Raw genomic sequence first — 26852 nt, forward strand, 5'->3', positions numbered from 1 at the left:
GCCCCATGGCCGATAATGACCTTCGTCCAATCATCATCAAGAAAAAGAAGGTGATCGCAGGCGGCGGCCACCATGGCGGCGCATGGAAAGTGGCCTATGCGGATTTCGTGACCGCCATGATGGCGTTCTTCATGCTGATGTGGCTGTTGAATGCCACGACCGAAAGCCAACGCAAGGGGTTGGCCGACTACTTCAGCCCAACGATCCCGGTCGCCCGGATTTCCGGCGGCGGCGACGGTGCCTTCGGCGGCGACAGCCCCTTCTCGGAAGAAGTGTTGTCCCAGGACGGCACTGGTGCCACCAGCCTGCGCCCGACAGAGGGGCGACAGGCCCTTGGGCTTGAGGGCAGCGAACATGACGCAGAGGAAGACGCGGCAAACCTGGCCGAGATCGAGGGATCGCTGACCGGCGATGGCGGCGACAGCATCCTTAGCGACCTTGCCCGCCCCCATATCGAGACGCGGCTGACCGACGAAGGCCTGGTGATCGAGATCTATTCGCGCCCGGGCCAGCCGATTTTTGATTCTGATACCGGCATGCCCCAGCCGTGGTTGGCGGACTTGGCCGTTTCCATGGCGAATCTGTTCGGCACCGTCACCAACGGTGTTGCGGTCGAAGCCCACATCGCGGCAGAGCCCTTGGTGCGTGCCACGGAAAGCGGCTGGCAACGCACGACCGAACGCGCGCAACTGATCCGCGCTCTGCTTGAAGGCGGCGGCTTGGATGCACAGCGCATCGCGCGGGTAACAGGGCATTCTGACCGTGAGCCCTTGATTGATCCGCCGATTTCGCCGCGCAACGACCGGATCGAAGTCATCCTTCTGCGCGCCCGGTACTAGGGCGCGACCAAACGCAAAATCGGGCGGAAAATGCATCACATTTTATTCGTTAGGACGCCCTTAAGCCTTCGGACCGCACAGTAGACCCAATTCCAGATGCAGCAGAAAGGCGCATGTGATGACAATTTCTTCCTCGCTCAACGCGGGTGTGGCGGGCCTCTCGGTCAATGCCAGCCGTTTGGCCACGATTGCCGACAACATCGCAAACTCGGGAACCCATGGGTACAAGAAGGCCGTAGCCGACTTTTCCTCCATGGTGATTGATCAGGGCAGCGGGATCTATTCCGCCGGTGGCGTTCGCGTCACGACGCAACGTCTGATCGACGAATCGGGCGCCCTTGGCACCACCAATAACGCGACAGACCTCGCCGTTCGTGGGCGCGGCTTCCTGCCGGTCACCACGAACTCTGCCGTCAACGCCGCCGACGGCACCGACCTTCCGCTGTATTTGGCCACGACAGGATCCTTCCGGACCGATGCCGATGGCTATTTGGTGACCCCGTCGGGTGTGACCCTCATGGGGTGGCCTGCGGAAGCAGACGGCTCCATCCCCAGTTTCCCTCGCGACACAAGCGTTGGGCTGGAACCTGTTCAGGTGAACGTGAACCAATTCACGTCCGAGCCAACGACCAGGATCTCGTTGGGGGTCAACCTGCCGGGCACCGACACCACTGCTGGCTCCGCTGGCGACACGCGCCAGCTGTCCGTCGAATACTTCGATAACCTCGGCACGTCCCAGTCCATCGACGCGTATTTCACACCAACCGTTCCGGCGTCCGGTGACCCGGCCTCCAACACATGGACGATGGTGCTGCGCGACAGCGCCTCCAACGACGCCATCATCGGCGAATATACGGTCGTCTTCGAAGACAGCCGCACGGCCGGCGGTACGATTCAAAGTGTCTCACAAGGTGTCCCGCCGGTTGGAGGCACCTGGAACTCGACCACCGGTGCCTTCACCGTTGACGTGCTTGGCGGCCCGATCGAATTCAATATCGGTGCACAAGGATCCGGGGCTGGATTGACTCAATTGTCCGATAGCTTCGCGCCGACGGCCATTTCGAAGGATGGCTCCCCGGTGGGCAACCTCGTCTCGGTTGAAGTCGACGCAAATGGGTTCGTGCACGCCAACTTCGACGTGGGCATCACCCGAACCGTCTACCAGATCCCTCTGATCGACCTGCCCAACCCCAATGGCCTGATGTCTCACGATAATCAGCTGTATTCGACCTCTGCAGAAAGCGGCAGCTTCTTCTTGTGGGATGCCGGTGACGGCCCAACCGGCGACATTGTCGCCTACGCGTTGGAGGAATCCACCACCGACGTTGCAGCGGAACTGACGCAGTTGATCCAAACGCAACGGGCGTATTCGTCGAACGCGAAGATCATCCAGACCGTGGATGAGATGCTACAGGAGACCACGAATATCATCCGCTAAAATCGCGTTGGTATTCGGGGCTGAATTCCCATGAGCATTTCTTCAACACTCTCCAGCGCGCTAAGCGGCCTGACCGCCTCGTCGCGGGCGGCGGACGTTGTCTCGTCCAACATCGCAAATGCGATGACAGACGGCTACGGCGTACGCCGCCTCGATCTAGCCTCCCGGCAGATCGGCAACGACGGCTCCGGCGTGCGCATCGTCGGGATTACCCGGCAGGAAGATACGGTCCTGATCGGGCAGCGCCGCTCGGCGGGCGCCGACCTCGGCGCAAGCCAGACCGCCGCCGATTTCATGGCACGTCTTGAATCACTGATCGGCGCGCCGGACGACCCCGGCAGCCTGTCGGCGCGACTGGCAGACTTCGAAGGCAAACTCATCTCGGCCGCAAACGCGCCGTGGAATGCGACCCACCTCAGTGGCGCTGTTCAAGGCGCACAGGCTTTTGCCGAGGCGCTCAATTCGCTCAGCGATGACGTTCAGGCCGAGCGTGGCCGTGCGGACACGAACATCGGGCTCGCGGTGGATCAGATCAACGCTTCACTCCAGGGCCTGGAAGAGCTGAATTCACGCATCCTCTCGGTAAGCGCCAGCGGCGGCGAAGTCGCGTCCTTGATGGACGCACAAAGCCAGTTGGTAGACCAGATTTCTCCGCTGATCCCCTTGCAAACGCGCCGGGACAACAACGGCAAACTCAACATCTACAGCGACGACGGGCATGTGCTGCTCAGCCATCGCGCGGCCACCCTCGGGTTCGATAAAGCGCCGGGCATGGATCCCTACCTGTCCCTCGACAATGCCACCCTGTCCGGGCTGACGATAAACGGCAGAGACATGCGCATGGATGGGCCCGACCCGGCCTTTGACGGCGGCCAGTTGCGGGCCCTTTTCGACGTCCGCGACACGTTGGCGCCCGAAGCCCAAGCCCGTCTTGACGGCATCGCGATGGACCTTGCGGAACGCTTTGACACTTCCGGTCTGGATGCGACCCTGACCGCCGGTGCGCCGGGTCTTTTCACCGATGCCGGCAATCTTGCCGACACCATGAACGAGCTTGGCCTCGCATCACGGTTGCGCGTCAATGCCGCCGTGGTCCCGGACGAAGGCGGTGCCGTCTGGCGCCTGCGGGACGGCATGGGGGCGACCTCTGAAGGTCCAACGGGAAACGCCACGTTCCTGACCGCGCAGATCGATGCCTTGGCGACGTCGCGCATCACGGGCTCTGCCGCGTTCTCCAGCACGCAGCGCACCATGGCCGGGTTGATCTCTGAAAACCTGTCGATTGCGGGTTTGGCGCGCTCGACGGCTGACATGTCTCTTGGTCGATCCTCCGCTCAGCATGCCGCGCTGGAGGCAGCAGAACTTGCGGGGGGTGTCGATTCCGACGCGGAATTGCAGCAGCTCCTGCGGATTGAACAGATGTATGCCGCGAATGCCCGCGTGGTCAGTGTGGCAGAACAATTGATGGATGAATTGATGAGGATCGCGGGATGAGCATTACGACCTACGGTGACGCTGCCCAATTCTCGCTCCTCCGCCGCGCTTCGGCACAACAAAAAGCAGATCTCACGCGGCTTACGTCCGAGCTTTCGACAGGCCGGGTCGCAGATCTTGGAAAGGCATTGGGGGGGGACTACTCGGCGCTGGCCGACATCACACGCGGTATGCGGTTGAACACCACCTTCGCCACGTCTGTGACGGAGGCCGCGATCGCCGCGGAAGGTCGCCAAAATGCCCTTGGACGCATGTCTGCCGAACTTGATGGTTTCGCGCCATCTCTGTTGGCGGTCACGGGGAGTGGCAGCCTGTCGGACCTCCAATTGAAGCTGGCCGACGGCACCGACAGGTTTGATCAGGCGGTTGACGTCCTGAACACACGGTTCGCCGGGCGCAGCCTGTTTTCCGCCGACGCCCCTGATGCGACACCCTTGATCGCCGCCGAAGATATGATGGTCGAGTTGAGGGCGCTGGTCAGCGGTGCTGTGGATGCCACAACAGCAGCGGCCGATGTCACCGCCTGGTTCATGGACACCGGCGGCGGGTATGAAACGCTGGCCTGGCAAGGAGGGGCGGGCGATGCGCCCTCGGTCCTTATCGGCGAGGGGCAAACGGCGGAAACCGGCGTGACGGCGCTGGACCCGGCCATTCGAGAAACGCTTGCCGGGCTTGCGTTGGCAGCGCTTGCGTCAGAACAGACCCCGGCCTTCTCCGAAGATGAACAACGCGCGTTCATCACCGCCGCTGCGCACCAGATGTTGAACGCCGAGGATGGTTTGATCGGACTGCGCGCGCGTCTGGGGACGGAAGAAGCGCGCATCGAAGAGGCAAAGGTGACCGCCGAATCCACGCGCAGCAGTCTGCAAATCGAATATGGGCGGCTGGTCGAAGCGGACCCCTATGACACGGCAACCGAATTGGAGGCCGTCTCACTTCAACTTGAGAGTCTCTACATCCTGACCGCGCGCATGTCGCGCCTGAGCCTTACGGAGTACCTGAGGTGACCCGATTTATTACTCTCTTCCTGCTGGTCGCAACGCTTGCAACCAGCGCGTTTGCGACGCCGATCCGGATTAAGGATCTTGTGGAATTCGACGGTGTCCGTGGCAACGATCTTGTCGGCTACGGCTTGATTGTCGGTCTGAACGGAACTGGCGACGGGCTGCGAAATGCGCCTTTTACAGAAGAAATTATGGTAAACGTGCTGGAGCGTTTGGGTGTCAACGTCACTGGCGAGCAGTTTCGCCCCCAGAATGTCGCGGCAGTGATCGTCACGGCCACCTTGCCGCCGTTCTCGCGGCAAGGTGGCCAGATCGACATTACCGTCTCGGCCATTGGCGACGCGGATAGCCTGCTTGGCGGCACGCTTGTGATGACACCGCTGACCGCCGCAGATGGCGAGATCTACGCCGTTGCCCAAGGCGCGGTCATCGCGGGCGGCGCCTCTGCAGGCGGCGACGGGGCCGAGGTCGTCCAAGGCGTTCCAACGGCAGGGGTCATTCCGGCGGGTGCGCGGGTAGAGCGAGAGGTCGATTTCGACTTTACTGGCATGTCCCAGATCAGGCTCGCCCTGCGGTCCCCCGACTTCACAACTGCCGCGAGGATCGAAGTAGCGATCAATACCGAATTTGGACGAGGAGTGGCCGCGATGCTGGATGCCGGCACTGTCCTGCTGGACATCAACGCCACCCGCGCGCCCTCGCCAGCCCATGCCATCACGCGGGTCGAGAACATCCGGGTCGAGCCCGAGGCGCGCGCCAGGGTCGTCGTGGATCAACGCTCGGGAACGATTGTCATGGGAGAGGACGTACGGATCAGTCGTGTGGCCGTGGCACAAGGGAACCTGACCCTGAGGATTCAGGAAGAACCGATCGTTGTTCAACCCAATCCTTTTGCCGAAGGGGAGACCGTAGTTCTCCCCCGCACGGATGCCGAACTTATCGAAGAAGCCGGCACCGGTTTGGCCGAGATCCCGGGCGGCACATCACTGTCCGAAGTTGTCGGCGCCTTGAATGCCTTGGGCGTCTCGCCGCGGGACATGATCGATATCCTGTCCAGCATCGAGGCTGCGGGTGCCCTCCACGCAGAGTTCATCGTGCGGTAGATCGCGGTCAGCCAACCTGAAAGAATGAAACCCCGACCTTTCGGCCGGGGCTTTTTCATGCGGCAACTATTGGACAGCGTGGCGCTAGCGAAGGCGCCTCACGATCGAGCGGGCCATCGGGCCCGGAAGCGATTTCAAGGCTTCGACCCGTTCTTCCCGGGGCAGCGCTTTCACAAGGCGGGCGATGATCGCCGGGTGTTCCTGGCCCAACGTCGAAAAGTCGGAAATGCTTGCCAATCGCGCGTCGAGGTGCGCATTTTCCGGCCCCCATTGCCGCTGACCCCGTGCGCCTTCACGGGGAGGCACACCCTCTTTTTCGGGCGCTGAAGCTGCTTGCGCCGGTTTCGGGGGCGTTGCTCTGCCCTGTTGGCGCAAGCGTTCCAACAACCTGTTGCGCTGCCAGGCGGCGCGCTCTGCGTCGACCTCGACCGGGGCGTTGCTGAACTCTGCAGGCGCTTCATTCTGTCCATCGCGCAGGCGGGCTATGGCGTCAGGGCCCAGCATGGCGGACAGGATGCTCAGCTTCTCGGCACGCGACATTGGACCTTGAGCGGCCGTTTTGGATGGCGTTGGCATGGATCTCTCCTTCGGGTTGGGGAGGTCAGAAGTAGCTTCGGACCAATGCCCCGGTGATGAGCGCCCACCCATCGGCAACCACGAAGAATGCCAACTTGAAGGGGAGCGATACAATTGCGGGCGGCACCATCATCATGCCCATCGACATGAGAATTGCCGCAACGACCAGGTCAATGACGAGGAATGGGAGAAAGACCAGAAAACCGATTTGGAAGGCCCGTTCGACCTCACTCAACATGAACGAAGGAATCAGGACGGAGGCTTCGGGGTTAACGGCGTCTGCACCGGGGCGGAGCTCGGCCAGGCTGGCCAACGTCGACATGTCGACGCGATTGAGCATGAAGGCGCGGAAGGGTTCGTAGATCAGGGGCATTGCTGTCTCGGGCGTCAAATCGCCCGCGATCAGCGGCGCGATGCCGGCGGCGTAGGCTTGTTCAAACACCGGGGCCATGACGAAATAGGTCAGGAATAGTGCGAGGCTGACGATCAGCATATTTGGGGGGGACTGCTGAAGGCCAATCGCCTGCCGCAAGATCGACAAGACTGTCACCACGAAGGGAAAACAGGTGACCATGACGGCAAGACCGGGGGCCAGGCTCAACACCGTGATGAGGGCAATCAACTGGAACGACCGTGCCGTCAGGCTGCTGCTGTCGCCCAGATCGAGTGTGATCTCTTGCGCCGATGCCACCCCTGGCAGCACGATTCCGAGGGCGACCAACGCCAGGAAAAGGACTGGCTCAAGCCGCAGCATCGCCGTGATCCACAAGGTCGACGATGCGCACAGCCAATTGCCCCGCGCGGTCGCCATCGAGTTCCACCAATTCACCTTCGGCGATCATCTTGTCGCCGACCCAGAGGCTCACCTTGTCGTCGATGCGGCTGTCGAGGGGTAGAATGGTTTCCGGATCCATCGACAGCATGTCGGATAGGCGAGGGCGCGCTTTCCCCACGCAGACCCTGATTTCGATCGGGACGGAATGCAGGGCTGCGGCGCGGGCATTAGGTGATTTGGGCTCTGACATCAGGCGGCTCCTTGAGAGGTGACTTGGGCATCGGCGTGGGGTGGATGGGCACTGAAGGCGGCGATCGCCTCCGCGATCCGGGTCGCGGCGCCTGCCATGTCGAGATCCCGTTGCTCTGTGCCGACGCGGATGGAGACCTGCCCCTCCGCGAAGGCGGGCTCGGGTCTTACTGTGAGATCCGAAAGATTTTTGTCTTCTGCCAGCCGCTCCAACGAGGCGCATGCCGTCGGCGCGGCCCGAATCTCGATCCGAGGCTCGGTCTGCCCCTCCGCCAACGCGCCAAGTTCGGCCAAGACTGTTGGGGCCAGCGCCGCTGCGGCCATTTCCGGCAAGAGAGTCGCCGCGACATCGGTAAAAAACGGGCCGAGGGCCGCGATAACATCGCGACGCGCAGTCTCGTACGTCAGCGTCGCTTCCGAAAGGTTCTTCGCCAGATCGGCCCCAATGGTGGTTCGTTCATCAGCTTCGGCGGCGGCGCAATCGGCCCATCCGCACTTGTAACCGGCATCATAGGATTCCAATGCGTCTACCTCATCGGCGGGTTGGGGCGTTGACAATGGCTCTGCCGCCATGGAACCCACGTTTGGATCTGGTTGTCCCGATGCGAAGTCTTTCAGGATAAGGCTTCGGGTCATCCTGCGGTCTCCTCATCTTCGTTCATCCAACTGCGCAAGATCTGAACGGTTTCTTCCTCACGTTCCTGAATCAACAGGCGAAGGCGATCCACGGGATCCATGTCCTCTAGGTTCTGTTCAACCTCTTCGGTCAGGGCGCCTGACATCATCATCGGCAGTGCATCGTCAAAGGCGACGCCCATCTGCGACAATTGCGATAGCGGTGGCAGTGGCTCGGCCGACGACGCGGCGCCGGGCAGTTCCGGCAGATCTGTGGCAGTGGCCATGGGCAAGGCCGCCGGATCGAACGCCGCCTCCACTTGGGGCGCCGGGAGGCTGCCGGCCGGATCGAGCGGGGGCAGCGTGTTCAAGCCATTGGGCGTGGCCCGCGAGATCAGCGGGCGGAGCAAGCCGAACGCGATTGCCAGCGCCACGAGAGCAAGCACCAAGGTTTGAATAATCTGACCGAGATCGAGGTTCAGGCGATCGGCGAAACTCGCCTCGGTCAGATCCGTGATGGCCGCCGCGTCGAAGGCCATCGATTGAATCGTGACCAAATCACCCCGCGCTTCGTCGTAGCCCATGGCAGAACGGACAAGCTCTGTCAGCGCCTCCACTTCGGCGGCGGGGCGCGGTATCGTTTCCACGGTTCCGTTGTTGTTGACCTCTTCGACCCCGTTGAGCAGGACCGCGACGGTGATGCGGCGAATGTCGCCCGGCTCCCGCTCGATCTCTCGCTGCAATTCGGACATGTCGAAGGTGACCCGCTCGCGCGATTCGGTCGTTTGCGCGGACGAACCTTCACCAGCGGCCCCATCCCCGTCCGGCAGGTTCGACGCCACCGTGACACCGGCAGCGGCGCCGTCCGTCGTCGCGTTGTCCAATTCCTCCGTGTCGGTGGCGATGATCACCCGGCTTTCCGGATCGATCACACGCTCCAGAATCGTCTCACGGGCCGTTTCCAATTCAACCGAGACCTGGACGACAGCGTTACCTGGCCCCACACGGGCCGCCAGCAACCGCTCGATATTCTGCTGCAATTGCACGGCACGGCCTGCCGCATCGGCGGCCGGGGTCATCTGCCCCTGTCCGCCGAGGACCTGTCCCGAATCGGCATCGATCACCGTGACGTTCTCCGGCCGCAGACCGGGGACTGACGAAGCAACCAGATACCGAAGCGCCTGGGCATGACCCGGCGCGAGCCCGCCGGATGAGGGGCGAATCGCGACCGAAGCGGTTACCTCATTGGTCGGCTGGAATGGGTCGGACGAGGGGTTGGCGATATGGACCCGCGCGGCCCTGATCGCCGGAGAGGCAAGAATTGTCCGAGACAGCTCCCCTTCCTTGGCGCGCCAGTAGGCCGCGTCAAACATTTGCGATGTCGTCCCGAAGCCCGACAGCGAATCAAGCAACTCATAGCCTTGGGGTCCGTTTGCGGGCAGACCTTCGCCCGCCAACGCCATCCGAAGTTCATCGCGCTGTGTCGCGTCAACAAAGATCTGATCGCCGTCAATTCTATGGGCAACGCCCCGTGCGGCCAAGGCATCCAAGACTTCACCGGCAGCGGCGGGATCCAGACCACTGTACAGAATCTGGTAAGAAGGCTGAGACGCAATCCGCGTCAGAATAACCAGCACGACGGCAAGCGCGGCGATACCACCAATCAACAGCCCCCGACGGCGCCCATCCAATCCGTTCCACATTTCCAGCAGCGCGTTCAACACGTTCCCTTTCACGCCGAGCCGTTCTGGCCCGTTGCCCTCAGACATAGCCGCCACACGATTAACAATCGGTTAGTGCATTGGGGTTAAAACGAATGAGAACGAAACAAGATCGTGTGTCCCATGGCAGAAGACGAAGAAATAGAAGAGCTCAAGACGAAGAAGGGCTTACTTGTACCGCTCTTGCTGGGGGTGATTCTGGCTGCAGCGGGCGGTGGGGGCGGCTTTTGGGCCGTCACACAGGGGCCTTTGGCATCGGCGACGGGCGGTGATGAACACGCTGGAGACGATGAGGGAAGCCATGGGGAAGACGAAGATCATGGACCCGATCTGGGTCCGACGGATGTCGCATTCCTTGAACTGGAAACGATGGTGATTTCGCTTGGCGCGGAAGAGTCAAACAGGAACCTGATCTTTTCTGCGGCCCTCGAAGTCCGGCCCGAGCATTTGGAAGAAGTGACCGAACTGATCCCTCGGGTCCTGGACGTCTTGAACTCTTACCTGCGCGTGATCGCGATTTCGGAATTGAGCGAGCCCACGAGCCTCGCGCGTTTGCGATCGCAAATGTTGCGCCGCATCCAGGTGGTGACCGGTACCGGCCGTGTTCGCGACCTTCTCGTCACACAATTTCTGGTGAACTGAATGACTATTCTAATGAGTTTCGGCGCCGATATCCTCGTCATCCTCGCAAGCCTTGGCGCGATGGCCTATTGCATGGTTCTCTCGCGCCGCCTGTCACGGCTGACCAGTTTCGACAAGGGCCTTGGTGGCGCGATCGCGGTGATGTCCAGCCAGGTCGATGAGATGAAAGCGGCCCTGAAAGAAGCCAAGTCGGGATCCGATGGCGCGGGCAACCAGCTTAATGATCTGGTTCATCAAGCCCGAGAGATTTCGTCCGAACTGGAGATGATGATCGCAGCCTGCCACGACTTCGCAGAAGAGGCGATCTCGGTTCAGGCGCCCGTCACAGTAACCCCCGAGGACCCACCCGCAGAGACGACCGAGCTGGAAATCAAACCGGAAGATTCGCAGGACGACAGCGTCACACCGATATTCGGATCTCGTCGCGCCGCCGCCGAAAAGGACCAGGGTACAGCCCCGGCACCAGAGCCGCTGTTTGGGCGTCGCAAATCGGCGCTGGGCTGAGCCATGTCAAAAGCCCGAAAAATACGTCGGCTCAAGCGTAGCGGACTGCTTGTTTCCTTGGGGCTTCTTTTCGCCGCTTCCATCGTCTTGCGCCTTGGAACACTGGATCTCAGCCTTGTGTCGACCGCAGAGGCGTCAGATCCAGAGCCGCACGCATCGGCCGTAGGCCCAACAGCCCCGATCCGCGCCGCCTTGGACGAAGTGACCGCCTTGCGGGACCGTTTGGCTGAGCGTGAAGCCGCCGTTGAAGACCGGGAGCGTGCCATTGAAGCAGCGCAACTGTTGATTGAAGAGCGTTTGGCCGTCTTGGAGGCTGCGGAATTGCGCCTGCAGGCGCTCATTCAGACGTCAGATTCCGCCGCCGAAGCCGACCTCGCGCGGTTGACGGAAGTGTACCAAACCATGGAAGCGGACCAAACCGCCGCCCTGTTCGCGCAGATGGATCCCAATTTCGCCGCCGGTTTCCTGACCCGCATGACCCCCGCCGCAAGTGGTGCGATCATGGCAGAACTGGACCCGGCGATCGCCTACGCAATCTCGGTCGTGATCGCGACCCGCAACGCCGGGGCGCCGACGCTGCACGAACCTGATGCGGCACCCGATCCAGACACCGAATCTTAAATCTTTGCTGCCAAGCCTCAACACAGCGCAGGAGAACCCGCCATGCTTGGAATTGTTGGAATCGTCGTCGTCTTCGTCATGGTCTTTGGCGGCTATAAACTGGCCGGAGGCAAGTTCGGGATCATCCTGAAGTCACTCCCGTTCGAGTCGATGATGATCATTGGCGCTGCCGTGGGCGCCTTCCTGATTTCTAACGACAAAGGGGCCATCAAGGCGACGCTCAGCGCCCTTGTGAAAGTGTTCAAAGGCCCGACATGGAAAAATTCGGACTACCAGGACTTGCTTTGTTTGCTGTTCGAACTGATCCGATTGCAGCGCCAGAACGCCGTCGCGGTCGAAGAGCACATCGAAAACCCGGAAGGCTCCGAGATTTTCGGGAGATACCCAAAGATCCTGAAAGATCATGAAGCGATAGAGCTGATCTGCGACACGATGCGGTCCGCGGCGATGAACTACAACGATCCCCACCAGGTGGAAGAGGTTTTGGACAAACGTCTGGACCAGAATGTCCATCATCAGATGCACGGCAGTCACGCGATGCAAACGGTCGCCGATGGTTTGCCCGCCCTTGGGATCGTTGCGGCTGTTCTGGGAGTTATCAAGACGATGGCCTCCATCGACCAACCGCCAGAAGTTCTGGGCGGACTGATCGGCGGCGCACTTGTCGGCACCTTCCTCGGCGTGTTTCTGGCATACGGCTTCGTGGGTCCATTTGCGGCAAAAATGAAGACCATGATCGAAGAGGACCATCAGTTCTATTTAATGATCCGGGAAGTGCTGATTGCAAACCTCCACAGTCACGCAACCAACATCTGTATCGAGGTCGGTCGCCAAAACGCGCCGCACCACATGCGTCCGGATTTCAATGAACTGGAAGAGGCATTGCGCGGCCTGAAGCAAGCCGCATGAGTGCTCTCTTGCGACTCCTTTTCTTACTCGCGGGCGCAACGATCGTTTTGTCGAGCCCAGCCCAAGCCCAAACAATCCGCGTTCAATCGGGCGATCATCCGGGTTTCACGCGTCTTGTCCTGGCCATCGGGCCTGATCGGGAGTGGGACCTTGAACAGACATTGGACGATCAGTGGGACCTGACGCTGACCCCCGCCGTCGATGGCTTCGACACCTCTACGGCTTTCAACCTGATCCAACGCACCCGCTTGTCCGATTTGAGCGCCACTCAGCTTTTGTCGCTGCAACTGGCCTGTGCCTGTGACGTGAGGACGTTCCGGTATGACACCCGTTTTTTGGTCATCGACATCACGGACCCAGACCCAAACGCGCCCGCCCCGGAGGTCATTGACCCCGCCGCGACCGAACGGGCCGCCGCCGCCGAGGCTCTGCCGAACCTTGCGACTCTTCTGGGATCACCCGAAGGCTTGCCGAACGTGGCCCCGCCGCGTGGCAACGACGGCCCCCCGGACCCGGTTGAAGCCACCGAACCCGCCGCCGCCAATCCAAGGTTGGCCGAGGCCGCCCAGATCATGGCAGAGCAGTTGGCCCGGGCAGCCGCATCCGGACTTTTGGACATCGCTCCGAACGAGGCAATGAACATCGGCGATCCCAGCGATGATCGGCGCGACATCCCCGCGCCTCCAGCCGTTCTCGAACATGCCGAGGCCGCTGAAACGCACGTCGCGCCAACGCCGGATCCTCATGCCGCTCTTGTCGAACCGCCTAACGGGCCCCTTCCGATCCGCGCTGAAACAGCCTTTGATACGGTCCTGCCATTGGAACTACCACTCGCCCCGCCAAGCGCCGAGGTCTCTTGCGCCAATGTGCCGTTTGTCGTTGCGGATTGGTCTGACGGCAACAGCCTCCACCAGAATCTCGGAGCGCTTCGGCGCGACCTCTATGATGAGCGTGATGTCCTCACGACTGATGGCGCAATCGAACTCGCTCAGCATTATCTTTACTACGGGTTCGGCGCGGAGGCCCTTTTCTGGTTGGATCAATTGGAGGATCCGCCGGTCGCGTTGCTGCATGTCGCAGCTCTGTTGGATGGGGCCGAAACCGCACCGTTCATTCCAGTAGAATCCACCGATGATTGCACCCAGGGAGAGCTTCTCTGGCGTTACATGGCCGGCGCCGTAACGGTTCCGCTCACCACCGATGACACCTCCGCCATTCAGCGGGCGTTTAGCAATCTGCCTCCGGGTCTGCGCGATCACATGGGTCCGCGCCTTGCCATGCGCCTGGTCGAAGATGGATATGCCGGTACCGCACGCAACATCCGCGACATACTCCACCGGGGCGGCCGCATCGATGCGGTGGCCCTGCGCATGTTGGATCTGGATATGGGCATTTCGCTCGATACCGCACCTGCCGAAATACAGCAGGAATTGGCAGAGGCCTTGCGCGATGACGGCGGCGATCCGATCTCGGTCCTGACCCATGCGCTGGCCTTTGACCGCAGTGTCGGGACTTTGCCCACGCCCGCTCGTCTGACAACCGCTGACGCCCTGATCCGCGAGAGTGGCGGGGGCCAGGAAACGGACGATTTATGGCGTGAAGCCCTGCTTGGACACGCGGCGCTGGGTCAAATCGACGAAGCGATCAGCCGCTTGGGCGATACTTCGCGCAGTGCGGACGCCCGCGCCGAGGCTTTGACCGACCTGATCGCCGAACGCGTTGGCGTCGGCGACACGGCTGCCTTGGTCGTCCTTGCCCATACCTATGGTCGCGATTGGCGGCCTGAAGGATCGGCCGCCGGGCGGATCCAGGTCAGCGCGATTGCAGCATTGCGCGAAGAGGGGCTTTTCGAAGCCGCCCAGATCCTGCGCGACGTGCGTCGCGCCCTTATCTTGCCAGCCTCCGACATCCCCGTGGAGGAGGTCACGGATGACGCCACCCTTGCCTGGCAAGAAAGCGACTGGGCGCGGCTGGCCGAAACGGATGCCGGTGCCCATGCCACGATCGCCGCGCGGCTCACGCAGCTGAACACCGACGATCCCGTCGCGCCAACCCCTGACGGGGCCCCCGACTTGCAATCTCTAAGCACAACTCTCGAAGACAGCCGCGCGATGCGATCAGAGATCGCAGAGCTTTTGGCCCAACCCTCTCTTCCATAACAACCCCATCCAATGATCGGACTCTGCAGAATGCGACGCCGAGATAATTCCCAAGGACCCATCGCCAGCAGGCTTGGTTCCACATCCACCCGGTCGGAAGGTCTTTTTCCGGCTAAGACACGCCGAAATCGCCCCCAAGCGGTGCCATCATGATCGCGGCGAAAGCGCTTTTTCAACCAACGATACTGTTCGCCCTCGCGCTCATGGCTGTGATCATCATGATGATCCTGCCTGTGCCTTCGTTCATTCTCGACATCGGACTGGCCACTTCGTTCGGGCTCGCGATCCTCATCTTCACGGTGACCCTGTTCATCGAACGCCCTCTTGATTTTTCGGCGTTTCCAACGGTCCTGCTGGCATCCTTGATGCTCAGACTCTCGCTCAACGTGTCCTCGACGAAACTGATCATCGGCCAGGGACACACCGGCACCGACGCGGCGGGAAGCGTGATCGAAGGGTTCGCGATGTTCGTGATCGACGGCTCGGTCGTCATGGGCCTTGTCATTTTCTGCGTGCTGCTGATCGTGAATTTCATCGTGATCAACAAAGGCGCCGCACGTATGGCCGAGGTCGGTGCGCGCTTTGCGCTCGACGGGATGCCCGGCAAACAGCTTGCCATCGACAGCGATATGGCCGCGGGCGCCATCGATCACAATGAAGCCAAGGCCCGGCGTGAGAGGGAGCAGGCGGAGACGACCTTCTTCGGCTCCCTCGACGGGGCGTCGAAATTTGTGAAGGGGGATGCGATTGCAGGCCTTCTGATCACGATGTTGAACCTTGTCGTCGGCCTTATCATCGGCACGACCATTCATGGCATGCCAATCGGCCAAGCCTTCGAAACTTATACCATTTTGACCGTGGGCGACGGGTTGGTCAGCCAAATTCCATCGGTCATCATCGCCATTGCATCGGCCCTTCTGTTGGCACGCGGCGGCGCTAGCGGGGCGACGGACATCGCGCTTTTTGCTCAACTTGGCCGCCACCCGTCCGCCCTCGTCGCTGTCGCTGTTTTGATGGCGATATTCGGGTTGGTGCCCGGCCTCCCCATGGCGCCTTTTCTTCTGGGCTCCGCAGCACTTGGCTATGCCGCTTGGCGACGTACGCAATCCTTGGAGGCAGAGGCCGCATCGGATGCCGCCCCCAGCCCGGAAGCCCTAGAGGCCCCCAAGGAAACCAGCGGTGATTTGTTGGACGTTGATGACATACATGTCGAGTTTTCGCCCGATCTGGTCAGCCTTGCCCTGGACCCGGCCACCGGTCTTGATGCGCGCATCAAGAACATGCGCGAACATGTGGCGCGCTCGTTCGGCGTCCTGCTCCCGGAGATGCGGCTGACCGACCGGGGCGATCTGCCTCCCGGAACTTATTCGATCAAACTCCTCGGGGTCGAACATGCGACAGCCCATCTAAATCCGGCGCGCGTCTTGATGTTGACCCAGGACGGCACCGTCGATCTGCCCGATGGCGAAGAAACGTCCGAGCCCGTCTACGGCGCGCCCGCACGCTGGATTGATCCGCGTGATCGCGAACGCGCGGGCCTTGCCGGGATGACCGTCGTCACCCCATCCGAGGTTCTGGCAACGCATCTTCTAGAAGTTTTGAAACGCAATCTCTCGCGGTTGATGACGTTCAAGACACTGCAGCGGCAACTCGATGCGTTCATCACGCTGAGCGACGGCACGCGGTCCGAGGAAAACCGCCGCCTTCTCAATGAATTGGTGCCCGACAAGGTGCCTCTCGACCTCCTACATTCGATCCTGCGCCTGTTGCTGTCCGAACAGGTCTCGATCCGCAACCTGCCCCTGATACTGGAAGCGATTGCCGAATCCCGAGGGACCACGACCCAGCCCGAGATGATCTGCGAGCACGTTCGCCAACGCCTCGGCTTCCAGTTGATCGCCGAAATGAAGCGCAGTGATGGCACCTTGCCCCTGATTCAACTGTCGAGCGATTGGGAAGATATCTTCATGCGCTTCCAGATCGGTGGTGATGGCGGCCTGCCTGAGATCGCGCTGCCGCCCGATGAATTCAACGCCTTGGCGAAATCTGTGGCCGAGAAAGTCGCAACCGCCAGCGAGAAGGGCACATTTCCGGCTGTTGTGACCTCTTCCATGCGCCGCCGCTTCCTGCGCACCGTATTGTCGGCTCGCGGCATCACCAACCCCGTTTTTTCGTTCGAGGAAATCGGGTTGGAAGCGAAACCAGCGCTTGTGGGGTTGGCCGCGCCATGATCGATCTGCTGGCCCAGGCTCTTGAATTGTCGCAACTCTGGCTTGCCACAGCCGTCGCCGTCTTTCTTCGGGTCGGCGCTTGTTTTCTGGTGCTGCCTGGGCTGGGGGATCAGATGATCCCCGTCAGAGTGCGCCTAGGCGCAGCGCTTGCGTTTACCGTTTTTCTCACGCCTGCCCTGCTGCCGGACCTTGCAACTGGTCAAGTCCTTCCCCCGGTCACGGCCTTCTTCTCCGAGATAATGGCCGGCTTGATCATCGGCATGGCGCTGCGGTTTCTGGTCCATGCGCTTCAGATCGCGGGCACAATCGCTGCGCAATCGACGTCCCTCAGCCAGATCATGGGCGGTGCCACGCCGGATCCCTTGCCCGCCATGGGTGCGATCCTCATGCTGGGCGGCCTGACCCTTGCGGTCTTGTCGGGCCTGCACGTCCACTTGGTGGAAACCTTCCTGCGGTCCTACAATGTGCTGCCTTTCGGCGATCTCCCCGGTCCGCGAGATTTGGCCGGTTGGGGTGTAAGAGAGGTCAGCGCCAGCTTTTCGCTCGCCGTTTCCCTCGCCGCCCCCTTCCTGATCGCGTCGCTCATCTACAACGTGGCGCTTGGCGTGATCAACAAGGCCATGCCGCAGTTGATGGTCGCCTTCGTGGGCGCCCCGGCGATCACATGGGGCGGCTTGGTTCTGCTGTTGGTGACAACGCCCTTCATCCTCCCTGTGTGGCTGCACGCCTTCGAAGGGGCGCTGGCCTCTCCCCTCGGGGGGCGGTGATGAGCGACGACGACACCAGTCCAAGCGACAAGCCATATGATGCCTCCCCGAAAAAGCTGGAGGATGCCCGCAACAAGGGTGAGATCGTTCGCTCGCAAGACCTGAACACCGCCGTGATCTACGGCGGTTTCCTGTTGTCCGGCTCTATCCTTGCCCCGTGGCTGGTCCAGAACCTGGGGCAATTGGTTCAAACGACCTTGGGCCAGGCCGAGGTCATCGCCCCCCTGATGCTTGGCCCCGGCGGCGACGGGCCCGCTGTTGGGCTGCTGTCGAGTAGCCTTCTGGCCACCGGCGCAATCGTCATGATTCCGGCCGGACTTCTGCTGGTGGCCTTGCTTGCGCAACGGGCCTTGTTGTTTACACCCTCCAAGCTGGCCCCGAAGCTCAACCGACTGTCTCCCCTCGGAAATGCCAAGCAGAAATACGGTCCCCAAGGTCTGTTCCAGTTCGCCAAATCGGCGGCGAAACTGGCGCTCGTGTCGCTGTTTCTGGCGCTCTTCCTATGGGCGCGCGCAGAGACTATTCTGGCCGCGCTCTATGGGACGGCCGGTCAGCTTCTTGAACAATTGGGCCGCCTCTCGCTTGATTTCCTGATGGCCGTGGCGGGAATGACGGCCGTTATCGGCGTCGTCGACTGGTTCTGGGAATGGAGCCAATTGCAGCTGCGCAATCGCATGACCCGGCAGGAACTGATGGACGAATCAAAAAGCGCCGAGGGCGACCCCCACATGAAACAGCAGCGCCGGATGCGGGGGCAGGAAATCGCCATGAACCAGATGATCGGCGACGTGGCTGGCGCTGATGTTGTTGTCGTGAACCCGACCCATTACGCCGTCGCCCTGAAATGGGATCGCACTGGGGGCGGCGTGCCGGTGTGCGTCGCCAAGGGCGTCGATGAGGTGGCGCGGCGCATCCGCGAGGCCGCGTCCGAGGCTGCCGTTCCGATCTTCTCGGATCCGCCAACAGCACGCGCCTTGCACGCCAGCATCGATATCGGTGCCCCCATTGAACCCGACCAATACCGCGCCGTCGCCGCCGCCATCCGCTTTGCTGATCTCATGCGGTCGAAAGCGAAGGCACGCCCATGAGCGGCTCTGACAAACAGCTGGCACGCCTTCAAGACATCGCGGGGGCCTTGGCGGACCGGGCATTGCAACCCGTCGTGGCGGCATCGGCAGCAGTCCAGCGCATTGAAGACCGAATTGCCGAGATCGCGCACCATCGCGCCCAGTTGACGGCCAGCACTGGCGATCCTTCGATCGCAGGGACGATGCTTGGCCAGGCAGAGCGGTTGCGGGTGAAACAGGCGGCCGCCATGACCGAACTTGCCGCCGCCCGTGTCGCTTTGGAAAAGGCGCGTCGGGCGGCGGCCAAGGCGGTTGGCCGGGATCAAGCCCTTGGCGAGATGGTAGAAAAGCGAAAAGCGGCCGCCAAACTAGAGGCGCGCCGCCGGTTGTTGCGATAGCCTGATTCCTGGATCAGGCGTCCTGCCGCGTAATGTCCGTAATCAAGACATCGTAGGTCGAGCCGCGCCCAAGCACGCTTTGCGCCGCTTCACGCAGTGCCGATCTGAGCGGGGCCAGGGCTTCTGCCTCGGTGAAGCGTCCGTCAAAGCCGCCAGCGTTGGCATGGGCGAACATGACCCTGAGAAAGCTGTCTCTCAATCGTGGCTCATAGTTGAAAACCGCGCTGCTGCCGCCCGTGTCGACCTCTAGGGACAGCGACAGGACGACAAGAGACCGTACAGCCCCGTTGCGCACGATGGGCACGACGAACTGATTGTTGATGCGAACGTACTCCGTCCCTTCGCCGGCCGGTTCTACACGCGCCGGCTCACCGTGATCCTCATCTTCCCCGTGGCCATCATCGCCCGCGTGATCATCGGCGTCATCTTCTCCATGGCCGTCATCCTCTTCAGCATGCTCATCTTCCGCCCCTTGGGCATCGTCCGCCTCAGACGCCGGGGCGTCGTCGCCGCCGAGCATCAACCCGGCACCAACGCCGCCGCCAACGCCGACGAACAGCAAGATGATCGGCAAAAGCAATCGTTTCATGTTGGAAGTCCTTCAGGGTCAGAATGGCAGAATGGTGTCGGCGATTTCCTGGCCGTAGCGCGGCCGCTGAACGTCCGTGATCAACCCGCGTCCCCCGTAAGAGATTCGGGCAGCGGCGATTCGATCATACTCGATGGCGTTCTGGCGCGAGATGTCCTCGGGCCGCACGTAGCCTGTTACCAGAAGCTCTCGTACCTCGTTGTTCACCCGAACCTCTTGACTGCCCTCGATGCGCAGAACGCCATTCTGAAGCACCTCGGTAATCGTCGCCGCGACCCGTAGGGTAAGCTGTTCATTGCGTCGCGTGGCACCTTCGCCGGATGAGCTGCTGGCGCTGTCAAACTCGACCGCTTCGCCAAGCGATCCGCCTTGGGTCAGCAATCCGTCCACCCGTTGCGGCAGGCCAAAGAGATTGGGGATGCCCATCTGCTCGGACCCGGAGCGCTCGCGCTCGGACGAATTGGAGAACTCGGCGCTGTCATCGATTTCGATCACGACGGTCAGGATGTCCCCACGCGCGCTGGCGCGGCGGTCGCCCAGAAGCGAGGCCCGCCCCGATGTCCAAAGAGAGGCCCCCTCGGCCCGGTCCGGCACATCACGCGCGTCGGGAATGGGTCTCACATTCATGGCGAAAACCTCATTCCCATCGGCGGGAGAGGTCAGATCCGGGGTCTGCCCGATCTCTGACAAACGGCCACAGCCCGAAAGGCTGATCGCAGCGAGGATTAGAAAAACATAGGCACGAGTATTCATCGATTGGGTCCAACGGTGACAAGGCCAGGCCCAGTGGCCGTGGCGGTAACGGTTTGACGGGAGGCGAGGTTGATGACGCGAAGCGCCTCCCCCTCGGCTGCGCGATCAAGCGCACGCCCTTCGGTCATCACGAGAAGTCCGCCATAATTGTAGCGAAGCGAGACGATCTCATTGCGCTCCACGATGGCGGGGGGGCGCAGATCGCCGGGGCGGATCGGGCGGCCCGGATACAGATTCACGCGCGCCTCCATGCCGATGGCATGGGACATGTCCGACAGCGCACCGGGGGTGGCGCCCTCAATCACTGCGACGTCGGCGGGACCAATCAGGGCAGAACCCCGAATGGTGCCTGCGGCAATCACGGTTTCCTGGGCCGTGGCGGGACTGGCGAGGGCCAGCATCAGAAGAAACCACCGCATCAGCGCACCTGCGTCGTTGCGCCGAGGATCTGGTCGGCGGCGGTCAGGACCTTGGCGTTCAATTCGTAGCCCCGCTGCGCCTCGATCAGGTCACTGATTTCGCGCACGGCATCCACCGAGGATTGCTCCACATAGCCCTGCCGAAACGTCCCAAGCCCGTCTTGCCCGGGGGCACCGGCCAAAGGCGTGCCGGAGGCACCCGTTTCAAGGAACAGGTTGGAGCCAATCGCCTCCAGACCATTGTCGTTGGAGAACCGCACCATGTTCAGCTGCCCCAGTAGTTGCGGCTGAACATGATCGAGGAAAGAGGCGTAGATCTCTCCATTCGCGTTGATCGTGATGTCGCGGGCGTCGTCGGGAATGGTGATGCCGGGGTTCACTTCGAAGCCGTCGTTTGTCACGATCAATCCATCCCCGGTGCGCTGCAACGCGCCGTCGCGGGTATAGGCGCTTTCGCCGCTTGGAAGCGTGACTTCAAGGTAACCGCGCCCTTCGATCGCGACGTCCAACTGGCCGCCCGTGGCGCCAAGGGACCCTTGTTCCCACGTGACGGTCACGGCGGCGGGTCGCACGCCAAGGCCTACTTGCACGCCCGCAGGAACAACCGTTCCGTCAGAGGCGTTGATCGCGCCAGCCCGCACAAGTTGCTGATAGTGCAGGTCCGCGAAATCGGCGCGGCGTGGACTGTAGCCCGTCGTCGACATGTTCGCGATATTGTTCGAAATCACGTCCACGCGCAGTTGCTGCGCGCTCATGCCCGTGGCGGCGATATCCAAGGCTCTCATGGGGTTATCCTTTCTGGATTAACTGCGTTGGCCGGCGGTGCGGAGGAAGTCTCGGATGCGGTTATCTTCCGCATCCATGAAGCTTTGCCCCAGCTCATAGGCGCGCTGGACCTCGATCATGCGGGCGACTTGCATCATCGGATCTACGTTCGATTGCTCTAGAAACCCTTGCAGGACACGGGCGTTTTCGGCGGGCCGAACACCCGATTCGACGGTAAAGGTCGTGCCCGCGCGACGGGTCAATTCCAACGGATCATTGGGCATGTAGAGGCCCACGACCGTCAGCGGTTGCCCATCGGCAGAGATGGTCCCGTCGGGTGCGACCGCCACCGCGCTGGCCTGCGGCGGAACGAAAACCGGCGCGCCGCCCGCGTCGAGCAGGTAGTTGCCATCAGGCGTCACCAACTCTCCGGCATCGTTGCGGATGAAGGCACCGGCACGCGACAGCGCTTCACCGTCTGGGGTGTCGATCAGGAAGAACCCCTCGCCCTCGATGGCAAGGTCAAACTCACTGCCCGTTTGTTCCAACGCACCTTGTTGGGCGCTGATGGAATGGGCGATCGCGGTGCCCATGCTAAGCGACGGGTCCCGAGGGCCGGTAACAGCAATATGTTCGGCAAAAATCAACCCTTCGGACCGAAATCCAGTGGTTGAGATATTGGCGATATTGTTGGCGACGACGGACATTTCTCGCATCAGGCCAGACAACCGCGTGAGGGACGTATATCCTGCGTTATCCATGGGTTACATCCCCGCTATGATCGGCACGAGCGTGTCGGTAAAATACGAGACGAGGGTTTGGGACATGAACCCCATGGACACCCAGAAGACGACAACGATCGCCGCGAGTTTCGGGACGAAGGTCAGCGTCATTTCCTGCACGCTGGTAAGCGCCTGGAACAGGCCCACCAGAACGCCCGAGATCAGGGCTGCCGCCAGGATCGGGGTCGCAGTGATAACTGATATCCAAAGCCCTTGGCGCAGGGTGTCGAAGAAGATCATTTCATCCATGGGTTCAGACCGGCATCCGAAGAATTTCCTGGTAGGCTTCGACGACGCGGTCACGGATGGTAACGGCGGTCTCCACCGCCAGTTCCGTCTGCGCAAGCGCCGTGACCAGGGAATGGGGATCGGCGCCCGTCGTCATCGCGGCGCGGGCCTGGGCTTCACCATTGGCAACGGTTTCCGCGAAGCTGGACACGGCTTGCGTGAAGGCGCCCGCCTCCTGCGATTGCTCGGGTTGCGGGGTCGGGCGCGGCTGCCCATAGGCGCGGGCGGCAAGGGCTTGACTGATATCCATCCGGGTTTCTCCTCAGATGCGGGGTGGGTTTAGCGACGTAGCAAATCGTTCAGGGAAGTGGACATCTGCCGGATCTGGTCGAAGATCCGCAGGTTGGCCTCGTAGGACCGCTGCGCTTCACGCGCATCGGCCAGTTCGATCACCAGATCAACGTTGGAGCCTTCATAGCTTCCACCGTCATCGGCCATCGGGTGGGAGGGATCGAAAATCACCGGAAGCGCCGTTTGATCGAGGCGCACGGGCCCGGTGCGTACAGCACCTTCGGTGGCGCCAACGCCCCGCTCGGCCTCGAAACTGGTGATCTTTCGGTGGTATCCGGGGGTATCGGCGTTTGCGATATTCTCGGACACATGGGTCAGGCGTTGTGCTTGCGCACGCATGCCAGAGGCAGCAACCGACAAGGCATTTGAAAAATCTGTCATGATTAGCGCCCGATACTTGTGCGTAGGATTGTCATGGCCGATCCGTAGACCCGCAGCGCCCGGCTGTGGGCGCGTTGGGCTTCGATCCCGCGAAGCATCTCAAACTCCAGCGAAACGGAGTTGCCATTGGGCGATGCCGGTGTGCCCGCGTCGATGACACGCATCGGCATTTCGGCCCGACCCATCCGGGCCTCGGCCGTCATATTGCGCCAGGTTTGGTCAAAATCCGCAACATCGCGGGCGCGATAACCGGGCGTATCGGCATTCGCGATATTCTGCGCGACCACGGCCTGACGGGACGCGGAGTGGCGGGCGAGCCCGCGGGCAAGTTGAAAAATCTCTAGGCCTTCAAACATCTGGGCTTCTCCCATCTCGGCTACACCAATGCTTAAGACTGATTCCTTTACATTCCGTAATGAAGGCGCGCGGCCCGCGTGCCGATTGGCCCGGAGAACCCGCCATGACCGACGCATTCGATCTTCTGCGCGCGCAGCTGCGCGGCATCAAAACGGCGCAGGCCGTTGGCAAGATTTCCTCGATGGGGCGCGATTGCGTGATCGTCTCGGGCCTCGACCGGGTCGCCGCCTTGGGCGACCGCGTTCGTTTCAGCCCCGAGGTCAGCGGCGAAATCGTCGGGATGGAGGCCGGGCGCGCCCGCGTGATGCCGGAAGGCCCTGCCGACGGGTTTCGTCTAGGGGCCGCCGTAGCGCACCTTGGACCAGCCACGATTGCGCCCCACGACAGTTGGCTTGGCCGCGTGATCGACCCGGACGGACAGCCCATGGATGGTCGCGCGATCCTGCCCGGCCCCATCGCCTACCCTTTGGTGACACCGCCCCCCTCGCCCGCCGCACGCCGTGGATTGGGGGCGCGGTTGCAAACCGGGTTTGCCGTGTTCGATACGCTTTTGCCGATCGTTCAAGGCCAACGCGTAGGGCTGTTTGCGGGATCGGGCGTTGGGAAATCGCACCTCACCGCTGCGCTGGCCGAAGGGATGACCGCTGACGTCGTGGTCATCGGGTTGATTGGGGAGAGGGGGCGCGAGGTTCGGGATTTTGTCAGTGAAACCCTGGGGCCCGAAGGATTGGCCCGCGCCGTTGTCGTGGCTGCCACCTCTGATCGCCCGGCCCTTACCCGTGCAAGGGCCGCCCATGCGATGATGGCCGTTGCGGAATATTTCCGCGATCAAGGGCGCAATGTGCTGGTTCTGGCCGATTCCATCACCCGGTTCGCAGAGGCGCAGCGCGATGTTGCCGCCGCCGCCGGGGAACCCTTTGGCCCCAGCGGTTTTCCTGCTTCCATGGCGCAAACGATCATGGCTTTGGCAGAACGCGCCGGGCCCGGGGCCGGAACACAAGGCGACATCACGGCCATATTCTCGGTCCTTGTGGCGGGCTCCGATATGGAAGGGCCGGTGGCCGACGTCATGCGCGGCACCCTGGATGGCCACATTGTCCTATCGCGAGGGATCGCGGAAAGGGGTCGCTACCCCGCTATCGACCTGCTGCGATCCGTCAGCCGGTCCCTGCCGAACGCCGCCTCTGCCGAGGAGAACAAGATGATTCTGCGCGCCCGGCAATTGCTTGGGGCCTATGATCGCGCCGAGATGATGCTGCAAGCCGGGCTCTATTCGCCCGGTGCCGATCCCATCACGGACGGCGCGGTCAAGGTTTGGGGCGATCTGGATGCTTTCATCGGAAACCCTGCCTCCGTGGACATCGGGCAGACGTTCAATGAATTGCGAAAGATCCTGTCAGCCGCCGATGTTCCCATTGGAAAATAGCGGAAGGACCTGAAGCACCAGACAAGGTTCTGTAAGCTAGACCAGGTTCTGCAAGAGCGTTACGGCGCTTGCCCCACGGGTGAAAGCCGAAGGTCCCGCCGCGAGTTGGGATTTCAAGGTGAAGGCATGCACCAAATCCTCCACAGCGGCGGGATCCTGAAGGACACTGAATTCGGACGTACCCAGGACGCGTTCGGCGCCTTTCCGAAACGCTTCCAGCTGTTGGTCCAGATCCACGGACCCGATGGTACTTGGCAAGGAAAAGGCGGTCTCGAACACCTGACGCAAGGCCGTATCACCCAGCACGGTCAACCATGCGGTCGCGTCGCTTGTGTCGGCTGCCGCAATCTCTGGAAGCTCACGCGTGGCCTCCAGCGCCAAGCGCATATCCGTGTCTTGTTCGCCCACCGCGACTTCAAAAGCCTGCTGATCGAACCGCGCCAGGATCTTGTCCGCGAAGCCCGGCCCTTGGGTCAGGGGCGGAAGGATGCTGCCGAACCCGAAGGCCTCCGAGAACTTGCGATAGGTCTTGTCCGCCAGCTTGTTCGACAGGGCATCGTCATCGGTGACCCCGTCGGACAGTACCTTTTCCACAAAGGCCCGGTTGGGCAGGTCATCGTCCAAACCAAAGGCGCCAAGGGCCACGCGCAGGAGGCGGTAGTCGCTCACCAATTCCTCTGCCGAGGTGATGGCGCCGATGTTCTCCTTGAAGTACGCACGGTCCCGACTTTGGGCGGGGTCCTCGGCGAACCGCTCCTGCTGTGTGTCAAGGGTGGCCTGCAACACTTTCCAGCCCGCATAGCCACCCAAGGGAAGGACCGGCGCGAAGGTCATGCGCGGCCAGCCGCCATCATCCGCTCTTCCCGGGCCAAGAGCCCCCGAAGCGATTTGAGAGTCTGGTAGACTTGGCCATCGACAAGATTATCGGTTGCCTGGGACAACAGAGAGCGGCTGTCTGAGTCGGTGAACACCTGGCTCAACTGCTCCATCCCGCGCAAAAGCTGCGCTTTGGCGTCGTCGAAATCTGCATCACCCGACAGCACAAGCTGTGCGATGTAGCAGACCCTGCGCACCGGTGTGTTCACCTCTTCGGGGTGAATCGCATCGCGCAGCCGCAGAATGTTCGCGCCGGGTGTCACAATCGACAAGCGCGTGCGCCGGTCGCCGTTCTCGATCACCGCGCCATTGACGAGGACCCGTTCCTTGGGCCCGAGCTTCAGGACAAGGCCGCTCATGCCGCTGCCTCCTGTCCGCTCAATCCCCGCATCACTGCCGTGTTGATCTCGACCAATCCGCCCAAGGCGTCAGCCTCATGGAGCGCCTTGCGAGACTGCAGGAGAGAGAATTCAGCCAGGTAGAACAGCTGCGCGCGCAGGGACTGTGGCAAGCCATTGTCACTATCGGCAAGATCCGAGGCGAGAATGGTCCACAATTTGCGGTTATCGTGCAGCGCCGCCGTACGTTCGGACATCGACGCGCCATCGCGTCGGGCTTTGTTGAGACGCGCCGTCACGGTTTGGAAAGCGGCGTATTCGGTGCCCCGCTCTGTCCGCACGGGTGTTGCGGAGGCGGCGTAAGCGGTTTGGGCAAGCGAGGTGGAAATCACGAGAGTGCTCCTTGAGCTGGCTTCTGGGCCGGGCGCGATCATGATCTTTGATCAATCGCGAGGATATTCGGGATAGAAACCAC

32 protein-coding genes are annotated in these 26852 nt (G+C 61.8%); 15 read left to right on the top strand and 17 right to left on the bottom strand.

The genetic code is table 11. The features are described from left to right. Positions 1-5 precede the first annotated feature (5 nt). The 5 genes from KUL25_RS14990 (at position 6) to KUL25_RS15010 (ending at position 5878) form a co-directional block, all read left to right on the top strand. The gene (locus tag KUL25_RS14990; protein WP_257893668.1) at positions 6-839 is read left to right on the top strand and encodes a flagellar motor protein MotB; all 834 of its coding nucleotides are present in this window, start codon (positions 6-8) and stop codon (positions 837-839) included. Positions 840-957: 118 nt separating this feature from the next. Then, positions 958-2277, top strand: a complete 1320-nt coding sequence (locus KUL25_RS14995; protein WP_068364482.1) for a flagellar hook protein FlgE — start codon at positions 958-960, stop codon at positions 2275-2277. Positions 2278-2307: 30 nt separating this feature from the next. Then, positions 2308-3771: a flagellar hook-associated protein FlgK gene (gene flgK / locus KUL25_RS15000; RefSeq protein WP_257893669.1), complete on the top strand. Its 1464-nt coding sequence runs from the start codon at positions 2308-2310 to the stop codon at positions 3769-3771. Continuing rightward, positions 3768-4778 (top strand): flagellin, encoded by a 1011-nt coding sequence (locus KUL25_RS15005; protein WP_257893670.1) that lies wholly within the window; start codon positions 3768-3770, stop codon positions 4776-4778. The genes flgK and KUL25_RS15005 overlap by 4 nt, the downstream gene beginning before the upstream one ends. Beyond that, the gene (locus KUL25_RS15010) at positions 4775-5878 is read left to right on the top strand and encodes a flagellar basal body P-ring protein FlgI (protein ID WP_257893671.1); all 1104 of its coding nucleotides are present in this window, start codon (positions 4775-4777) and stop codon (positions 5876-5878) included. Before KUL25_RS15005 ends, KUL25_RS15010 begins: the two co-directional genes overlap by 4 nt. A gap of 84 nt (positions 5879-5962) precedes the next feature. On the opposite strand, the gene KUL25_RS15015 is transcribed toward KUL25_RS15010, so the two are convergent. The 5 genes from KUL25_RS15015 to fliF form a co-directional block, all read right to left on the bottom strand. Next, positions 5963-6418 (bottom strand): hypothetical protein, encoded by a 456-nt coding sequence (locus tag KUL25_RS15015; RefSeq protein WP_257893672.1) that lies wholly within the window; start codon positions 6416-6418, stop codon positions 5963-5965. A gap of 61 nt (positions 6419-6479) precedes the next feature. After that, a complete protein-coding gene (gene fliP / locus KUL25_RS15020; protein ID WP_257894873.1) occupies positions 6480-7208 on the bottom strand; it encodes a flagellar type III secretion system pore protein FliP in 729 nt (242 codons plus the stop codon). Further along, positions 7195-7479 carry a FliM/FliN family flagellar motor switch protein gene (locus tag KUL25_RS15025; protein ID WP_068364495.1) on the bottom strand — a complete coding sequence of 95 codons (285 nt, stop codon included), beginning with the start codon at positions 7477-7479 and terminating at the stop codon, positions 7195-7197. The genes fliP and KUL25_RS15025 overlap by 14 nt, the downstream gene beginning before the upstream one ends. Next, entirely contained in the window at positions 7479-8114 is a 636-nt protein-coding gene (locus KUL25_RS15030; RefSeq protein ID WP_257893673.1) for a hypothetical protein, read from the bottom strand. The genes KUL25_RS15025 and KUL25_RS15030 overlap by 1 nt, the downstream gene beginning before the upstream one ends. Then, positions 8111-9862, bottom strand: coding sequence for a flagellar basal-body MS-ring/collar protein FliF (fliF, locus tag KUL25_RS15035; protein WP_257893674.1), 1752 nt, complete (start codon positions 9860-9862; stop codon positions 8111-8113). Before fliF ends, KUL25_RS15030 begins: the two co-directional genes overlap by 4 nt. Before the next feature lie 75 nt (positions 9863-9937). Between fliF and KUL25_RS15040 the strand changes: the two genes are divergently transcribed. The 9 genes from KUL25_RS15040 (at position 9938) to KUL25_RS15080 (ending at position 19112) form a co-directional block, all read left to right on the top strand. After that, entirely contained in the window at positions 9938-10456 is a 519-nt protein-coding gene (locus KUL25_RS15040; RefSeq protein WP_257893675.1) for a flagellar basal body-associated FliL family protein, read from the top strand. After that, complete coding sequence (locus KUL25_RS15045; RefSeq protein WP_257893676.1) at positions 10457-10960, top strand: DUF6468 domain-containing protein; 504 nt, start codon at positions 10457-10459, stop codon at positions 10958-10960. It abuts the gene before it with no gap. A 57-nt stretch (positions 10961-11017) separates the two neighbouring features. After that, a complete protein-coding gene (locus KUL25_RS15050) occupies positions 11018-11581 on the top strand; it encodes a MotE family protein (RefSeq protein WP_257893677.1) in 564 nt (187 codons plus the stop codon). A gap of 42 nt (positions 11582-11623) precedes the next feature. Continuing rightward, positions 11624-12490 carry a flagellar motor stator protein MotA gene (gene motA, locus KUL25_RS15055; RefSeq protein WP_068364515.1) on the top strand — a complete coding sequence of 289 codons (867 nt, stop codon included), beginning with the start codon at positions 11624-11626 and terminating at the stop codon, positions 12488-12490. A gap of 47 nt (positions 12491-12537) precedes the next feature. Further along, positions 12538-14649 (top strand): hypothetical protein, encoded by a 2112-nt coding sequence (locus tag KUL25_RS15060; protein ID WP_257893678.1) that lies wholly within the window; start codon positions 12538-12540, stop codon positions 14647-14649. 149 nt (positions 14650-14798) lie between these two features. Next, positions 14799-16880 (top strand): flagellar biosynthesis protein FlhA, encoded by a 2082-nt coding sequence (gene flhA / locus KUL25_RS15065; RefSeq protein ID WP_257893679.1) that lies wholly within the window; start codon positions 14799-14801, stop codon positions 16878-16880. Further along, positions 16877-17647, top strand: a complete 771-nt coding sequence (locus KUL25_RS15070; protein ID WP_257893680.1) for a flagellar biosynthetic protein FliR — start codon at positions 16877-16879, stop codon at positions 17645-17647. The genes flhA and KUL25_RS15070 overlap by 4 nt, the downstream gene beginning before the upstream one ends. Then, positions 17647-18735, top strand: coding sequence for a flagellar type III secretion system protein FlhB (gene flhB / locus KUL25_RS15075; protein ID WP_257893681.1), 1089 nt, complete (start codon positions 17647-17649; stop codon positions 18733-18735). Before KUL25_RS15070 ends, flhB begins: the two co-directional genes overlap by 1 nt. Beyond that, positions 18732-19112 (top strand): hypothetical protein, encoded by a 381-nt coding sequence (locus KUL25_RS15080; protein ID WP_257893682.1) that lies wholly within the window; start codon positions 18732-18734, stop codon positions 19110-19112. Before flhB ends, KUL25_RS15080 begins: the two co-directional genes overlap by 4 nt. Before the next feature lie 13 nt (positions 19113-19125). Here the strand turns inward: KUL25_RS15080 and KUL25_RS15085 are convergent, their stop codons facing one another. Genes KUL25_RS15085 through KUL25_RS15125 form a run of 9 tightly spaced genes read right to left on the bottom strand, consistent with a single transcriptional unit; the run spans position 19126 to position 23736 of the window. Continuing rightward, positions 19126-19701, bottom strand: coding sequence for a flagellar basal body-associated FliL family protein (locus KUL25_RS15085; RefSeq protein ID WP_257893683.1), 576 nt, complete (start codon positions 19699-19701; stop codon positions 19126-19128). Positions 19702-19719: 18 nt separating this feature from the next. Then, a complete protein-coding gene (gene flgH, locus KUL25_RS15090) occupies positions 19720-20454 on the bottom strand; it encodes a flagellar basal body L-ring protein FlgH (protein WP_257893684.1) in 735 nt (244 codons plus the stop codon). Then, complete coding sequence (gene flgA, locus KUL25_RS15095) at positions 20451-20873, bottom strand: flagellar basal body P-ring formation chaperone FlgA (RefSeq protein WP_257893685.1); 423 nt, start codon at positions 20871-20873, stop codon at positions 20451-20453. Before flgA ends, flgH begins: the two co-directional genes overlap by 4 nt. Next, entirely contained in the window at positions 20873-21658 is a 786-nt protein-coding gene (gene flgG / locus KUL25_RS15100; RefSeq protein ID WP_257893686.1) for a flagellar basal-body rod protein FlgG, read from the bottom strand. The genes flgA and flgG overlap by 1 nt, the downstream gene beginning before the upstream one ends. Before the next feature lie 18 nt (positions 21659-21676). After that, positions 21677-22399: a flagellar hook-basal body complex protein gene (locus tag KUL25_RS15105; protein ID WP_257893687.1), complete on the bottom strand. Its 723-nt coding sequence runs from the start codon at positions 22397-22399 to the stop codon at positions 21677-21679. Between the two features lie 3 nt (positions 22400-22402). After that, entirely contained in the window at positions 22403-22669 is a 267-nt protein-coding gene (locus tag KUL25_RS15110) for a flagellar biosynthetic protein FliQ (RefSeq protein ID WP_068364554.1), read from the bottom strand. Between the two features lie 4 nt (positions 22670-22673). Further along, entirely contained in the window at positions 22674-22958 is a 285-nt protein-coding gene (gene fliE, locus KUL25_RS15115; protein ID WP_068364556.1) for a flagellar hook-basal body complex protein FliE, read from the bottom strand. A 29-nt stretch (positions 22959-22987) separates the two neighbouring features. Further along, the gene (flgC, locus tag KUL25_RS15120) at positions 22988-23380 is read right to left on the bottom strand and encodes a flagellar basal body rod protein FlgC (RefSeq protein WP_257893688.1); all 393 of its coding nucleotides are present in this window, start codon (positions 23378-23380) and stop codon (positions 22988-22990) included. Between the two features lie 2 nt (positions 23381-23382). Further along, a complete protein-coding gene (locus KUL25_RS15125; protein WP_257893689.1) occupies positions 23383-23736 on the bottom strand; it encodes a FlgB family protein in 354 nt (117 codons plus the stop codon). A 104-nt stretch (positions 23737-23840) separates the two neighbouring features. Here KUL25_RS15125 and KUL25_RS15130 point away from each other — a divergent pair, with 104 nt between their 5' ends. After that, on the top strand, positions 23841-25163 hold the full coding sequence (locus KUL25_RS15130) for a FliI/YscN family ATPase (protein ID WP_257893690.1): 1323 nt from the start codon (positions 23841-23843) through the stop codon (positions 25161-25163). 36 nt (positions 25164-25199) lie between these two features. On the opposite strand, the gene KUL25_RS15135 is transcribed toward KUL25_RS15130, so the two are convergent. Genes KUL25_RS15135 through flaF form a run of 3 tightly spaced genes read right to left on the bottom strand, consistent with a single transcriptional unit; the run spans position 25200 to position 26811 of the window. After that, positions 25200-25997, bottom strand: coding sequence for a DUF1217 domain-containing protein (locus KUL25_RS15135; RefSeq protein WP_257893691.1), 798 nt, complete (start codon positions 25995-25997; stop codon positions 25200-25202). Continuing rightward, positions 25994-26398 (bottom strand): flagellar biosynthesis repressor FlbT, encoded by a 405-nt coding sequence (gene flbT, locus KUL25_RS15140; RefSeq protein ID WP_068364564.1) that lies wholly within the window; start codon positions 26396-26398, stop codon positions 25994-25996. The genes KUL25_RS15135 and flbT overlap by 4 nt, the downstream gene beginning before the upstream one ends. Further along, positions 26395-26811 carry a flagellar biosynthesis regulator FlaF gene (gene flaF, locus KUL25_RS15145; RefSeq protein WP_257893692.1) on the bottom strand — a complete coding sequence of 139 codons (417 nt, stop codon included), beginning with the start codon at positions 26809-26811 and terminating at the stop codon, positions 26395-26397. Before flaF ends, flbT begins: the two co-directional genes overlap by 4 nt. Positions 26812-26852 lie beyond the last annotated feature (41 nt).

This window comes from Gymnodinialimonas phycosphaerae (assembly GCF_019195455.1).
Taxonomy (GTDB): Bacteria; Pseudomonadota; Alphaproteobacteria; order Rhodobacterales; family Rhodobacteraceae; genus Gymnodinialimonas; species Gymnodinialimonas phycosphaerae.